This is a genomic window from Streptomyces sp. NPDC101160 (genome assembly GCF_044768205.1).
Lineage (GTDB): Bacteria > Actinomycetota > Actinomycetes > Streptomycetales > Streptomycetaceae > Streptomyces.
On the sequence record NZ_JBIWPJ010000003.1, the window covers coordinates 383,385 to 397,241 of the forward strand.

At 74.0% G+C, this 13,857-nt stretch carries 10 protein-coding genes and 1 riboswitch; of the genes, 6 read left to right on the top strand and 4 right to left on the bottom strand.

Translation table 11 applies throughout. The features are described from left to right. Positions 1-79 precede the first annotated feature (79 nt). Both ACIRSU_RS11145 and ACIRSU_RS11150 read left to right on the top strand, forming a co-directional pair. On the top strand, positions 80-868 hold the full coding sequence (locus ACIRSU_RS11145) for a hypothetical protein (protein WP_403790834.1): 789 nt from the start codon (positions 80-82) through the stop codon (positions 866-868). 362 nt (positions 869-1,230) lie between these two features. Continuing rightward, positions 1,231-1,467 carry a hypothetical protein gene (locus ACIRSU_RS11150; RefSeq protein WP_403790835.1) on the top strand — a complete coding sequence of 79 codons (237 nt, stop codon included), beginning with the start codon at positions 1,231-1,233 and terminating at the stop codon, positions 1,465-1,467. Positions 1,468-1,639: 172 nt separating this feature from the next. On the opposite strand, the gene ACIRSU_RS11155 is transcribed toward ACIRSU_RS11150, so the two are convergent. Together ACIRSU_RS11155 and ACIRSU_RS11160 are read right to left on the bottom strand one after the other, a co-directional pair. Next, positions 1,640-3,163: an aldehyde dehydrogenase family protein gene (locus tag ACIRSU_RS11155; RefSeq protein ID WP_403790837.1), complete on the bottom strand. Its 1,524-nt coding sequence runs from the start codon at positions 3,161-3,163 to the stop codon at positions 1,640-1,642. Positions 3,164-3,572: 409 nt separating this feature from the next. Further along, the gene (locus tag ACIRSU_RS11160; protein WP_403791481.1) at positions 3,573-4,871 is read right to left on the bottom strand and encodes a GAF domain-containing protein; all 1,299 of its coding nucleotides are present in this window, start codon (positions 4,869-4,871) and stop codon (positions 3,573-3,575) included. A 149-nt stretch (positions 4,872-5,020) separates the two neighbouring features. Next, positions 5,021-5,139: riboswitch (ZMP/ZTP riboswitch) on the top strand. Between the two features lie 27 nt (positions 5,140-5,166). On the opposite strand from ACIRSU_RS11160, the gene ACIRSU_RS11165 reads away from it, so the two are divergent. Together ACIRSU_RS11165 and ACIRSU_RS11170 are read left to right on the top strand one after the other, a co-directional pair. Then, positions 5,167-6,021: a bifunctional 5,10-methylenetetrahydrofolate dehydrogenase/5,10-methenyltetrahydrofolate cyclohydrolase gene (locus ACIRSU_RS11165; RefSeq protein WP_403790839.1), complete on the top strand. Its 855-nt coding sequence runs from the start codon at positions 5,167-5,169 to the stop codon at positions 6,019-6,021. A gap of 123 nt (positions 6,022-6,144) precedes the next feature. Further along, a complete protein-coding gene (locus ACIRSU_RS11170) occupies positions 6,145-6,909 on the top strand; it encodes a hypothetical protein (protein ID WP_403790841.1) in 765 nt (254 codons plus the stop codon). 362 nt (positions 6,910-7,271) lie between these two features. Here ACIRSU_RS11170 and ACIRSU_RS11175 read toward each other — a convergent pair whose 3' ends face one another. Beyond that, positions 7,272-8,816: an SWF or SNF family helicase gene (locus tag ACIRSU_RS11175; RefSeq protein WP_403790843.1), complete on the bottom strand. Its 1,545-nt coding sequence runs from the start codon at positions 8,814-8,816 to the stop codon at positions 7,272-7,274. Continuing rightward, positions 8,813-11,746 (bottom strand): DEAD/DEAH box helicase, encoded by a 2,934-nt coding sequence (locus ACIRSU_RS11180; protein ID WP_403790845.1) that lies wholly within the window; start codon positions 11,744-11,746, stop codon positions 8,813-8,815. The genes ACIRSU_RS11175 and ACIRSU_RS11180 overlap by 4 nt, the downstream gene beginning before the upstream one ends. Before the next feature lie 365 nt (positions 11,747-12,111). Between ACIRSU_RS11180 and ACIRSU_RS11185 the strand changes: the two genes are divergently transcribed. Beyond that, entirely contained in the window at positions 12,112-13,203 is a 1,092-nt protein-coding gene (locus ACIRSU_RS11185; protein WP_403790847.1) for a fatty acid desaturase family protein, read from the top strand. A gap of 43 nt (positions 13,204-13,246) precedes the next feature. Beyond that, positions 13,247-13,816, top strand: coding sequence for an MOSC domain-containing protein (locus tag ACIRSU_RS11190; RefSeq protein WP_403790848.1), 570 nt, complete (start codon positions 13,247-13,249; stop codon positions 13,814-13,816). Positions 13,817-13,857: the final 41 nt, after the last annotated feature.

Here is a 13,857-nt window from a genome sequence, read left to right on the forward strand (position 1 = left end):
GGAGGAGTGTCGATCTCCCGCCGACTCACCATCGGTGAGCACGTCATTCCTCGTTCGTTGGTTCGTACAGGGAGGCTCAATGACCACTTCAGGGCCGCCACCAAGCAGCGGCCACCGCCCCGTTCCTTCGATTAGGTCGGTCGGCACGGCCGTCGCGGGCCGCACCTACTCGCAATCTGACCTTCTGGAGCACTTCGCCGTCTCCGATCCGAAGGTCGTTCGGCTGTTCCACGCGAGCGGCATCCGGCGCCGCTTCCTGACGCTCCCCGTGCGCGGCCCCGAGGGATGTCCGCCTGAGGAGAGTCCGGGGCACCTCCGGGCGAAGCATCAGCGGGTCGCGCTCGACATGGGCAGCCGGGCCCTTCGTACCTGCCTGGACCGGGCCGGACTCGGCTTTGGGCAGGTGGGCTACCTGTGCTGCGTGACGACGACGGGGCTGCTCACCCCAGGGCTGAGCGCGCTGCTGCTGCGGGAGATGGCGCTGCCGCCGACTGTTGAGCGTCTCGACATTGTGGGCATGGGCTGCCACGCAGCGATGAACGGCCTGGCCGCCGCCAGGTCGTGGTGCGTGGCCAACCCCGGGTCCGTCGCGGTCGTGGTGTGTGCCGAGGTCTGCTCGGCGGCCTATGTCTTCGACTCGACGATGCGCACCGCGGTGGTCAACTCGCTCTTCGGCGACGGTGCGGCCGCCGTGGCTCTCGCCTGCCGACCGGTCGGCGCCGCCCAGGAGCGGAAGGACGAGGGGAGGCCCGTGCCCCACTTGTTGTCGTCGGCCAGCCAGGTGATTACGTCGGCGGCGGATGCGATGCGCTACGACTGGGACGATCAGCAGGGGAGGTTGTCGTTCTTCCTGACGGGCGGAGCATGAAGGGGCCGCGCCGCTAACGTCGCGTCCTGGGCCGCACAGTGCTTGAGTGGCGGGTTAGCCCCGCTACTCCCTGCGTGCGGGACCTTGTTGAGCCTCCCGCCCGTAGACGCGAGGCCGGTACCCCTGAGGCGCGCCAACCCCGTCAAACCCGTCAAAGATCAATGGCGCAGGGTGTGGCGGTGACCCGCTGCACGCCATTTGAGCGGGCGGCCCGTGCGGGGACCTGGCGGAGGTAGGGGGGCTCTAAACGGGCTGCCACCCCTACGCCATGGCGTTGCCATCTGGCTGCCGTTCCGCGGGCAGCCACCGGATGAGGTGACAGCCCGGTCAAGGCCGCGAGCGGCGCCGGTACCTTCCCTGGCATGTCCACTGACACCCCGAGCGCGGCGGATCAGCTGCTGCTCGACCATGCGCACCGGCACGGGTTCGCCGTGACCGCAAAGATGTTGGAGGTCTGGAGGCGCCGCGGCCTGCTGCCGGGCAACATCCCCGGCGGAGGCCTGGGCCGCGGCAGGGGCAGCACCTCCAGCCCGGCGCCCGAGGCCTTCGACCCGCCCGTCACGCCGGCCGCGGCAAGCGCCCGACGGACCTGGCCCTGAGCCGCAATCTGGCCCGTGTATGGCCCGGAACTGCTGGTCAGGACTGGGATACCGGCGGGACGAACTGGAAGAAGGGGGGTATTTCGATACCTCCCCCATGGGAGGGGTCGTGCGCTCCAAGAAGGCACCTGACCCGGGGAAAACCCCAGGTCAGGTGCCTTCTTTCGTCCCGCTAGAAGAAGCCGAGCTTCTTCGGCGAGTAGTTCACCAGCAGATTCTTCGTCTGCTGGTAGTGCTCCAGCATCATCTTGTGGGTCTCACGTCCGACCCCCGACTGCTTGTAGCCGCCGAAGGCCGCGTGTGCCGGATACGCGTGGTAGCAGTTCGTCCAGACGCGGCCCGCCTGGATCGCGCGGCCCGCGCGGTAGGCGGTGGTGGTGTCGCGGGTCCAGACGCCGGCGCCGAGGCCGTAGAGGGTGTCGTTGGCGGTGCGGATGGCGTCGTCGAAGTCGGCGAAGGAGGTGACGGCGACGACCGGGCCGAAGATCTCCTCCTGGAAGATCCGCATGCGGTTGTCGCCCTCGAAGACGGTGGGCTGGACGTAGAAGCCACCGGCCAACTCACCGCCGTGCTCGACTCGCTGACCGCCCGTCAGGATCTTGGCGCCCTCCTGCTGGCCGATCTCCAGGTAGGAGAGGATCTTCTCGAGCTGGTCGGCGGAGGCCTGGGCGCCGATCATGGTGTCGGTGTCCAGCGGGTGGCCGGGGACGATGGCCTCCGTGCGGGTGATCGCCGCCTCGAGGAACTCGTGGTAGTGGCCGCGCTGGATCAGCGCGCGGGAGGGACAGGTGCAGACCTCGCCCTGGTTGAGGGCGAACATGGTGAAGCCTTCGAGGGCCTTGTCGAGGAAGTCGTCGTCGGCCGACGAGACGTCGTCGAAGAAGATGTTGGGCGACTTTCCGCCCAGCTCCAGCGTGACCGGCTTGAGGTTCTCGGCGGCGTACCCCATGATCAGCCGGCCCGTCGTCGTCTCACCGGTGAACGCGATCTTCGCGACCCGCGGGGAGGACGCCAGGGGCTTGCCAACCTCCTCGCCGAAGCCGTTGACGATGTTGACCACGCCGGGCGGCAGCAGGTCGGCGACCAGGCTCATCCAGTAGTGGACGGAGACGGGGGTCTGCTCGGCGGGCTTCAGGACGATCGCGTTGCCCGCGGCGAGGGCGGGCGCCAGCTTCCAGACCGCCATCAGGATCGGGAAGTTCCACGGGATGATCTGGGCGACCACACCCAGCGGCTCGTGGAAGTGGTAGGCGACGGTGTCGTCGTCGATCTGGCTGAGCGCGCCCTCCTGGGCGCGCAGCGCGCCCGCGAAGTAACGGAAGTGGTCGATGGCGAGCGGGATGTCCGCGGCCAGCGTCTCGCGGACCGGCTTGCCGTTCTCCCAGCTCTCCGCGACCGCGAGCGCCTCCAGGTTCTGCTCCATCCGGTCCGCGATCCGCAGCAGCACCTGCGCCCGCTCGGCCGGCGCCGTACGGCCCCAGGCCGGGGCGGCCGCGTGCGCCGCGTCGAGGGCGCGCTCCACGTCCTCGGCGGTGCCGCGCGCCACCTCCGTGAAGGGGCGGCCGTCGACCGGGCTCGGGTTCTCGAAGTACCTCCCGCGCGCCGGGGCGACGTACTCACCGCCGATCCAGTGGTCGTAGCGCCCCGCGTACGACATGAGCGAACCCTCGGTACCGGGTGCGGCGAAACGGGTCATGGGCATGGCCTCCCTCTGTGCGACCTGCGATGTGACCTGCGTGCGGCCTCTTGCGGTGGGCCGCGTGCGTTGCGGCCTCTTGCGATGCGGCCGCGTCCCGTGCGGCTGCTTGCGAGCGACCGCGTGCGAGCGGCCGCTTGCGGTTCGGATGCGTGCCTTGCGACTGCTTGCCGTGCGGCTACGTGCGGTGTGGCCGCGTGCGAGCGACCGCTTGCCGTGCGGCTGCTTGCGTTGCGGCCGTGTTCGGTGCGACCGCCCGCGCTGCGGCCGCAGCGACGCGACGCCCGCGGTGCGAGCGCGTGCGACACGACCACGTGCGGTGTGAGCGCGTGCGACACGTGCGGTGCGAGCGCGTGTGACGCGGCCATCTCCGACGCGGCCCCGCCGCCCGTTCCTGCCCGGCCGGCGGTCAGTGCCGAGTGTGCGCCGCCGGACGTTGCAACACCGTTGCGCCCGATGCCAGTTCGGCGTCCAGGGCGGCGAGCCGTGCCCGTACGGCAGGGGCCTGCGCCGCCGGTACGGCCGAGGCGAGCGCCCGCCACACCGTCACGTCGTCCTCGCCCCACGCGCTGTACGCCCAGTCCGCGAGGAGCCCCGGATCGCCCCGGTCCACCAGCGCCGCCCGCAGCCGCCCGGTCAGCCGATCCCGGAGCCGTACCACTCCCGGCGCGCACGACGACGGCAGCAGCGGCCCCGCGTACCCGCCGAGCGCCGTCGCCACGGCCCCCGACGCCAGCCGCCGGTCCACCACCGCGAAGTCCGCGTCCACCGCCTCCGTCAGCCGGTACGGACGGGAGGCCAGCAGCTCCGCGCCGAGCAGGCCGCGCAGCCGGGAAAGCTCCGCCCGCAGCGTCACCGGCGTGACCGACTCGTCCTCGTACAGCAGCGTGAGCAGCTCGTCCCCGGACACGCCCTCCGGGCGCTGCGCCAGGATCACCAGGATCTCGCTGTGCCGGCGGCTCAGCCGCAGCCGCCGCCCCGCCACGTGCAGCAGCGCCTCGTCCCGGCCGAGGGCCGTGAGCCGCGGCCGGCCGGCCGCCGGGGCGGGGGAGAGGAGCGCGAGCTGCGACTCGGCGGCCCGCGCCACCGCCTGCACGAACGCCAGACTGTGCGGATGCGCCAGCCGATCCCCGCCGGTGATGTCGACCGCCCCGAGCAGCCGCCCGGAGTGCGGATCGTGCACCGGCGCCGCCGCGCAGGTCCACGCCTGCACCGGCCGCCGGAAGTGCTCCGCCGCGCACACCTGCACCGGCCGGTCCAGCGCCATGGCCGTCCCCGGCGCGTTCGTCCCCGCCGCCGACTCCGACCAGCGCGCCCCGGCCACGAAGTTCATCCCGCGTGCGAGCCGCAGCGTCCCTGCATGCCCCTCCACCCACAGCATCCGGCCCGCCGCGTCGCACACCGCGAGCAGATGCTCGCCGTCCCGCGCGTACGCCCCCATCAGCTCCCGGACCACCGGCATCGCCGCCGCCAGCGGATGCTCCTCCCGGTGCCCGGCCAGCTCGTCCTCGTCCAGCTCCACGCGCGCCGCGCCGTCCGGGCTCACCCGTGCCCGCGCCGAACGCCGCCAGGAGTCCGCCACCAGCGGCCGGACGGGCGGGCAGCCCGGCGGGGCCGCGAGCCGGCCGCCGGCCGTGAACGCCTCGTGCGCCCGCCGCACCGCCGCACCGTCCGTGTCCGCCCACGTGTCACGCCACGTGTCGCTCACGCTCAACTCGGCCTCCCCGTCGAGGTCGTCGGGCACCCGTCGGCACCGTGGACGCCATCGTCATGCGCGCACGGCGGGCCGACAAGCGTCCGGACCGGCCCGCATATGCGCCCTGACCGGTACCCACCACCCGGGGGTCCCGTACAGTGGGACCGGGCCGTGACTGGCGCTTGAGGTGGATCACCACCGGGGAGCGGCCCGGCGGACGCGCGTACTCGCAGGACCGGTGCACGCGGCCGTGACGCAGCCGTGCGCCTGGGCGAACCACGTTCTCGACGACGCCCAGGAGTGGCCCATGTCCACCAGCACCGCACGCCTCATGGACGGCACCGCGCTCGCCCGCCGCACGGTCGAGGAGACCGCGGCCCGCGCCGCCGAGATCACCCGCCGCACCGGCACCACCCCCTGCCTCGCCACCGTCCTCGTCGGCGCCGACCCGGCCTCCGTCACGTACGTCAAGATGAAGCAGAACCGCTGCGCGAAGGCCGGAATCCGCTCCAAGCACGTCGAGCTGCCCGCCGAGACCACCACCGAGGAGCTCGTCGCGGCGATCACCGCGCTCTCCGAGGACCCCGAGGTCCACGGCATCCTGCTGCAGCACCCGGTCGGCCCGCACATCGACGAGCGCGCCGCCTTCGAGGCCATCGCCCCGGAGAAGGACGTCGACGGCGTCACCATGGCCTCCTTCGCCGCCATGGGCTTCGGTCTGCCCGGCTTCGTCTCCTGCACCCCCGGCGGCATCATGCGGCTGCTCGACGAGTACGAGGTCGAGCTCAGCGGCAAGCGGGCCGTCGTCGTCGGCCGCAGCGCCATCCTCGGCAAGCCGGCCGGCCTGCTGCTCCTCGGCCGCGACGCCACCGTCACCTACTGCCACTCCCGTACCACCGACCTCTCCGCCGCCGTCCGCGAGGCCGACATCCTGGTCGCCGCCGTCGGCAAGCCGCAGTTCATCAAGGGCGAGGACATCAAGCCCGGCGCCGTCGTCATCGACGCCGGCTACAACGCCGGCAACGTCGGCGACGTCGACTTCGACAGCGCCGCCGAGCGCGCCTCCCTCATCACCCCGGTCCCCGGTGGCGTCGGCCCGATGACCATCGCCGTGCTGCTCGCCCAGACCGTCGACGCGGCCGAGCGCCAGCTCGGGCTGTAGGTCTTCCATGGCGTGGGCCCCGGGTCTCGTGCGAGCAGCGGGATTGTCACGGTTCTGTACGAGCAGGGCCCAATGCGCCGGTATCGCTCGCCACATGGGCACGCGCGGGCGAGGCTGATTCCCATGCACCGCCCGCCGACGGAAACCCCGTCCCGCGACGCCCGGCCACCGCGACGGCCGGGCGTCGTCGTCCTGCCGGTCGCCGCGCTCGCCACCATAGTGGCGCTCTCGGTGGCCTTCACCGCACACGGTGGCGCGGCCGAAAGCGATCTGCACGGCGCGCCGCCCCCGGCACACGACACGAGCGGCACAGCCGACCCCGTCGACCCGTCCGCCGCGCCGCCCGGCCAGCACCCCTCGGCGCAGGCCGAGCGCCCCTCCCCGATGCCCGTCCGCACCGCGGACCGCACGGCGGAGGACCGCACCGAGGCCACGGCGACGGCTACGGCGACGGCCACGGCGACGGCCACCGCCGTGCCCCACCCGGCCGCGTCCGCCACGCCCCCGCGGCAGCGGCGCGCCACGGCGAACCCGCCCGCCCGCACGCCGTACGACACCCTGCGCGTCGGCGACTGCTTCGACATCGACCGCGACGCGCCCGGCACCGTCGTCCGCCGCGCCTGCGACACGCGCCACGACGCCGAGGTCGTCGCCCGTCCGCTCCTCACCGGCAGGTACGGCGACGACCGCGCGGTACGGGACGCGGCCGCCGCGCTCTGCCGGGCCCCTCTCCGCGTCAAGGCCGCCGAGCAGCCCCTCGGCACCCGCTGGACCACCTTCGTCCAGTACCCGTACCGCACCAGCTACCTCCTGGGCGAGGACAGGATCGCCTGCAGCCTGGCAGCACCGTCGGACACCGGCAGGAAGCTGACGGCTCCGCTGCAGTGAGGCGCGGCGGGAGGGCGCGGGGCAGGCAGGGCGGGGCGGTGGCGTCTCGGCGCGGGACACCTGGGCGGGGGACCGGCCCGGCGTTGCGCGGGCGGGGCGGGGGCGTCTCGGCGCGCGGCACCCCGGGCGGGGGGCCGGCCCGGCGTCCGGGTCCTTCGCCGTTCCGCACCGGCCCCCACCCGTGCGGCACGGAACCCGTTCTCGTCGCCCCGTCCCGACCCGCGCGGCGCACCTACGCCGTTCCGCACCGGCCCGCCCGGCCCGCCCGGCCCGCCCGGCCCGCCCGGCCCGCCCGGCCCGCCCGGCCCGCCCGGCCCGGTCCCGCCCTCGCCGCGCCTGCCGGTTTCGACGGGGCCCCGCAGCTACCCCTCCGCCACCCCCGACAGCGCCGCCGCCGGGTCGTGTTCCGGCGGGCCCGCCGGGGTCCAGAGACCGTCCTCCTCGCGGTACGGCCACCAGCGGCCGTCCTCGCCCAGGCGGAGCTGGACGTCCGTGCCCGTCAGGGTCCAGCGGGCCGGGCCGGACGGCTGGAGGGCGGGCCGGTCGGCGGGGTCCCAGGCGTCCAGGAGCCGGGCTTCGGCCCGGCGCAGCGCGTCGGGGTCCGGGGTCCACTCCTCCTCCAGGACCGCGAGGCCGGCCGGGCCGCCGAGGCGCCAGGCGCGGACCGCGAGGTCGAGGCCGGTCCGGGTGCGGCCCGTGCCGGCGGCGAGGCGGGCCGCGATCCACGACGCGGGGGAGCCGGCGGCCAGCCGTACCGCGTCCTGGGCCACCGTCAGGGACGGGTCGGCGAACGCCGTCACGGCGCCCGGCTCCGCCTGCGCCGGGCCGGGCGGCGACGGCACCGCCGTAGCGGCACCGGACAGCAGCCGGTGGGCCCGGGCAGCCGCGTCCGCCGCGAGGAACTCCAGGGCCGCCGGGTCGAGACCCGGCTCCGGGTCGGTCTCCGTGTCGAGGGACGGCGGCGCGCCCGGCGCGGCGGACGGGACCGGCGGCGCGGGCAGCGGCGGCAGGATGCCACCCGCCGCGAACGCCTCCGCCGCCGAGACACCCGAAACACCGTAGGTACCTGACGCACCCGAGACACCCGACACGCCGGCCCCGCCCGCGCCGCCCGCCGCACCGAAGCCGCCCGACACGCCGGACCGCCCGCCCCGCGACTTGTCGGATTCCACCGTGGCCCACGCCGCGCTGCGCTCCTGCAGCGCCTCGATCAGCGCGCGCTCGCCCCGTCCCCGCATCAGCATCAGCACGAACGGGTCCTCGTCGAGCAGCCGCGCCACCTGGTAGCAGAGCGCCGCCGTGTGCGGGCAGTGGTCCCAGGCCTCGCAGCCGCACTCGGGCTCCAGGTCGCCGATGCCCGGCAGCAGTTCCAGCCCGGCCGCCGCCGCGTCCTCCACCAGATGCGGCGGCATCTCGCGGTCCAGCAGGGCCGCGATGTGTCCCGCACTGGCCACCGCCAGGTCGACCAGCCGGTCCCACTCCGCCTCGGACAGCTCCTGGAGCAGTACGTCACTGCGGTACGACGTGCCGTCCGGGTCCCGCACCAAGGCCGTGATCCGCCCCGGCCGCACCGAGACCGCGCCCACCGCCCCCGCCCGGGCGTGTCGCCGCCCCGCCTTCAACTGCCGGCCGTCCAGCGCCGTGTCCTCAAGGGCCTGCAGCCATGCCCGGCCCCACCAGGTGCGGGCGAATGTCCCGCCCTGGACGGGTGGCAGCGCCGCGAAGGTCCGCGTCGCGTCACCGTGCTCCCGGTAGCGCCCGCGGCCCCTGCGTCCCCCGTCCTGGCCGTGGCCCCCGTGGGCTCGGTCCTCCCCGTCCTTGCCGTGGCCCCCGTAGCCGCCGTAGCCCTGGTCTTCCCCGTCGTACCCGTCGTACCCGTCGTCTCCGTGGGTCCCGTACTCGCTCATCGTCCGTCCTCCCCGCGCAGCCGCACCAGTTCCGAGAGTTCCGCGTCCGTCAGCTCCGTCAGGGCCGCCTCGCCCGAGGCGAGCACCGAGTCGGCCAGTGCCCGCTTGCGCTCCAGCATCTGCGCGATCCGGTCCTCGATCGTGCCCTCGGCGATCAGCCGGTGGACCTGCACGGGCTGGGTCTGTCCGATCCGGTACGCCCGGTCGGTGGCCTGCGCCTCCACGGCCGGGTTCCACCAGCGGTCGTAGTGCACGACATGGCCGGCCCTGGTGAGGTTGAGGCCGGTGCCCGCCGCCTTCAGGGAGAGCAGGAAGACCGGCACCTCGCCGTTCTGGAAGCGGGCGACCATCGCCTCCCGCTCGGCGACCGGCGTGCCGCCGTGCAGGAACTGTGTCGGTACGCCCCGCGCCGCCAGATGCGCCTCCAACAGCCGGGCCATCCGCACGTACTGCGTGAAGACCAGCACGCTCGCGTCCTCCGCGAGGATCGTGTCGAGGAGTTCGTCGAGCAGCTCCAGCTTGCCCGAGCGCCCCGCGATGCGGCCCCCGGTGCCGAGCGGCGGGTCCTGTCGCGGGTCCTCCTTCAGATACTGCGCCGGGTGGTTGCAGATCTGCTTGAGTCCGGTGAGCAGCTTGACCACCAGGCCGCGCCGCTCCATCCCGTCCGCCTCGGCGATGGCCGCCAGTGTCTCCCGCACCACCGCCTCGTACAGCCCCGCCTGCTCCTTCGTGAGCGGCACGGCCCGGTCGGTCTCGGTCTTCGGCGGCAGCTCGGGCGCGATGCCCGGGTCCGACTTGCGACGGCGCAGGAGGAACGGCCGTACGAGCGCGGCGAGGCGCGCCGCCGCTGCCGGGTCGGTGCCGCCCTCGACATCGGAGGCGTACCGCGTACGGAACGCGCCGAGCCCGCCGAGCAGGCCCGGCGTCGTCCAGTCGAGGATCGCCCACAGCTCGGAGAGGTTGTTCTCGACGGGCGTGCCCGACAGCGCCACGCGCGCCTTCGCTCCGATGGTGCGCAGCGCGCGGGCCGTCGCCGAGTAAGGGTTCTTGACGTGCTGCGCCTCGTCGGCGACGACCAGCCCCCACGCCCGGTCCGCGAGCCGGGCGGCGTCGAGCCGCATCGTGCCGTACGTCGTGAGCACGAACTCGCCGTCGGCGAGCCCGTCCAGCGAGCGCGACACGCCGTGGAAGCGGCGCACCGGCGTGCCCGGCGCGAACTTCTCGATCTCACGCTGCCAGTTGCCCATGAGCGAGGTCGGGCAGACCACGAGCGTCGGACCGGCCGCTGCGGGATCGCTCTGCCGGTGCAGATGGAGTGCGATCAGGGTGATGGTCTTGCCGAGGCCCATGTCGTCGGCGAGGCAGCCGCCGAGGCCGAGCGAGGTCATCCGGTGCAGCCAGGCGAGGCCGCGCAGCTGGTAGTCGCGCAGCGTCGCGGCGAGCGCGGCGGGCTGGGCGACCTCCTGCCCGCTGCCCTCCGGGTCGGCGAGCCGGGCCCGCAGCCGCTCCACCCAGCCGGTGGCCTGGACCTCGACCTGCCGTCCGTCGACCTCGGTGGTGCCGGTGAGCACGGCGCCGAGTGCGTCGACCGGCGTCAGCTTGCGGTCCTGCCGCGCGTGGGCGCGCCGCACCTCGTCCGGGTCGACGAGCACCCACTGGTCGCGCAGCCGGACCAGCGGCCGGCCGGCCTCGGCGAGCCGGTCGAGTTCCTCGCGGGTCAGCTCCTCGTCGCCGATCGCGAAACGCCAGTGGAAGGCGAGCAGGGCGTCGGCGGAGAGGTACGACGGCAACGCGTCACCCCGGCCGCGGGCACCGGCCCCGGCATCGTCCGGAGCGTCCGGTTCCCCATGCTCATCGTGCTCGTCCGGCGGCCCGATGACGGCCCGCGCCGTGAGCCGGTGCGCCAGGTCGCGCGGCCAGTGGACCCGTACGCCGGTGGCGGCGAGCGCGCGAGCGGCCGGCCCGAGCAGCTCGGCCACCTCCTCGTCGGCCAGCTCCATCGCGTCGGGCACCGCCGCCGACAAGAGCGGCGAGAGCGGCGCCCAGGCGCGCGCCGCCCGCCGCAGCGCGAGCAGCGCGTCCATCCGCGCCCGCGACCCGAAGGCCGCGCCCGCCGGAGCCGTCCCCGCCCACACGTCCGCCGCGTCGGCGACGAGCGTGGGATCGGCGACGGAGTGCATCTGCAGGACCGCACGGAACGAGGGCGCGTCGGCTGGGGACGTCTCTTCGTCCGTCTCCGCGCCCACCGACTCCGCGCCCACCAACTCCACGCGCAGCGACAGGCGTACGCCCACGTCGTGGCCGGCCGCCACGTCCGCCGCCCAGGCGCGCTGGTGCGGCAGCGCCTCGGGCGCATGGTGCTCGTCGGCCGCGAAGGCGGGACCGCCGGCGGCGAGATCGGCGGCAGGGGTGCGGGGCAGGACGTCGGCGACGGCGTCGGCGAACGCCCGGAGCAGCTCCTCGGGTTCGGGCAGCAGCAGCCCGCCGTCCTCGTCCGGTTCCGGAAGCGGTACGGCATGGGCCGACGGCGGCATCGACGCGGCCAGGTCGCGCAGGGCCGCCAGCTCCTCGGGGCCCAGCGGGCCGACACGCCAGGAGTCGTGGTCGTGCGCGGTGAGGCCGGGGAGGATCAGCCCGCGCGAGACGAGGTCCAGGGAGAAGAGCGCGGCCGCGCCCCAGAAGGCCGCCGACGCGGAGGCGTTCTCGTCGAAGCGTGCCCGGACGAGGACGGGCAGGGCCTCCCGTACGGAGAGCAGGTGTGCGCGGACGGTCCGCGGCCGCACGTCGGCGTCGACGACGGTCAGCGCGGTGCCGGACTCGAACGAGCCGGCGGACCAGAAGGCGATCTGTCCCGCGCGATGCGGATCGGCAGGCAGGAAGAGGACGGAGCAGCGGGCGAGTTCAGGGGCCGGGACTAAGGACGGCGGCAAGCCCGAGGGCGAGGACGGGAGTGAGGAGGAGAGTGAGGACGAGGACGAGGACGAGGACGAGGACGAGGACGAGGACGAGGACGAGAGCGACTGCGACGGAGACTGCGACAACGCATTCCTCAAATTTGACTACTGGGTCGAGCGGCCGAGGGTAGCTCAACTCCCCAGCCACAGGCGAACCTTGACGATGTGATCCCCGTCACTCCATGCCGCGGGGGTGGGGAAAGCCCCACCCCCGCACCCGGGCCGCCCCCCGACCCGGTCCGGGTGGTGACGCCATGGCCCGGAACGATCACCGATCCGTACGTTTTCGGTAGCCGGCGCGGCCCGCGCCCCAGCCCCTTCCCCGGACCCCGGAGACCGACATGCCCCAGGCCACCGCGACCCTCACCGCGCCGCCAGCACCCGCAGCGGCACCCCATCCCAAGGGCGCCGGCAGCGAGTTCGCCCCGCTCCTCCGGACCGTCAAGGCGCAAGGACTCCTCGACCACCGCCCCGGCTGGTACGCCCGGAGCATCGTGGCCAACCTCCTGGGCATCGCGGCCGTCGTCACCGGACTCGTCCTCGTCGGCCCGTCCTGGTGGGCCCTGCCCCTCGCCGTCCCGCTCGCCCTCTTCTCCGCCCGGGTCGCGTTCGTCGGCCACGACGCCGGCCACGCGCAGATCACCCGCAACCGCGGCATCAGCCGGCTGATCCAGCTCGTCCACGCCAACCTGCTGCTCGGCATGAGCCGCGAGTGGTGGAACGACAAGCACAACCGCCATCACGCCAACCCCAATCACCTCGACAAGGACCCGGACGTCGCCGCCGACGTCCTCGTCTTCGCCGCCCACCAGACCGCCGACCGCACCGGCCTGCGCCGCTGGCTCACCCGCCACCAGGCATGGCTCTTCTTCCCGCTCACCACCCTGGAGGGCATCGCCCTCAAGGTGTACGGAGTCCAGGCCCTGCTCTCCCGCACCGGCCCCTACCGCACCCCGCGCGAACGCCTCGTCGAGGGCGCCCTGCTCCTCACCCACCTCGCCGGCTACGCGGCCCTGCTGCTCACCCTGCTGACCCCGCTCCAGGCCCTCGTCTTCGCACTGCTCCACCAGATGCTGCTCGGCGTGCACCTCGGCATGGCCTTCGCCCCCAACCACAAGGGCATGGAAAGGCCCGACGCCCACCCGGACGGCGACTCCTGGGGCCATCTGCGCCGCCAGGTCCTGACCTCCCGCAACATCCGCGGCGGCGCCGTCACCGACTGGTTCCTCGGCGGCCTCAACTACCAGATCGAGCACCACCTCTTCCCCAGCCTGCCCCGGCCCCATCTGCGCCTCGCCCAGCCCGCCGTCCGCGCACACTGCGAGGCGCTCGGCCTCCCGTACACCGAGACCGGCTTCGTCGAGTCCTACCGCCAGGCCCTCGGCCACCTGCACGAGGTGGGCGCACCGCTGCGGGTCCAGGGCATCGCATAGGGTCGCGTCACTCCGGCGCAGCAGGGGAAGGGGAGCTCCACTCATGAGCGCAGCTACGACCGACGCCTTCGGTACCGGCACCGTCACGACGGTCAGCAGCAACGGCACCTACTCGTTCACCAAGCCCAACCGTGCGAGCATCACGCTCCTCGCCGGCCTCGGCGTCGAGGGCGACGTGCACGCCGGCGTGACCGTGAAGCACCGCTCCCGGGTCGCCAAGGACCCGACCGTGCCCAACCTGCGCCAGGTGCACCTCATCCACGCCGAGCTGTTCGAGGAGGTGGCGGGCGCCGGCTTCGAGGTCGTCCCCGGCGCCCTCGGCGAGAACGTCACCACCCGCGGCATCGACCTGTTGGGCCTGCCCACCGGCACCCGGCTGCACCTCGGCGCCGAGGCCGTCGTCGAGGTCACCGGACTGCGCAACCCGTGCGCCCAGATCGACGGCTACCGGCACGGACTGCTGAAGCAGGTCCTCGGCCGGGACGAGAACGGGCAGGTGGTCCGCAAGGCCGGGATCATGTCGATCGTGCTGACCGGCGGCGAGGTGCGGCCGGGTGACGCGATCGGGGTCGAGCTGCCGGAGGGGCCGCACCGCCCGCTGGAGATGGTCTGACCGGCTTTCCGTACAGGGCGCGGGAGTCGACCACGTCAGCG

Bases quoted from the DNA above. Each gene is read 5' to 3' on its own strand.
- ACIRSU_RS11170 (WP_403790841.1), top strand. From the start codon at position 6,145: ATGCACCGCCCGCCGACGGAAACCCCGTCCCGCGACGCCCGGCCACCG.
- ACIRSU_RS11145 (WP_403790834.1), top strand. From the start codon at position 80: ATGACCACTTCAGGGCCGCCACCAAGCAGCGGCCACCGCCCCGTTCCT.
- ACIRSU_RS11155 (WP_403790837.1), bottom strand. From the start codon at position 3,163: ATGACCCGTTTCGCCGCACCCGGTACCGAGGGTTCGCTCATGTCGTAC.
- ACIRSU_RS11175 (WP_403790843.1), bottom strand. From the start codon at position 8,816: ATGAGCGAGTACGGGACCCACGGAGACGACGGGTACGACGGGTACGAC.
- ACIRSU_RS11185 (WP_403790847.1), top strand. From the start codon at position 12,112: ATGCCCCAGGCCACCGCGACCCTCACCGCGCCGCCAGCACCCGCAGCG.
- ACIRSU_RS11150 (WP_403790835.1), top strand. From the start codon at position 1,231: ATGTCCACTGACACCCCGAGCGCGGCGGATCAGCTGCTGCTCGACCAT.
- ACIRSU_RS11165 (WP_403790839.1), top strand. From the start codon at position 5,167: ATGTCCACCAGCACCGCACGCCTCATGGACGGCACCGCGCTCGCCCGC.
- ACIRSU_RS11190 (WP_403790848.1), top strand. From the start codon at position 13,247: ATGAGCGCAGCTACGACCGACGCCTTCGGTACCGGCACCGTCACGACG.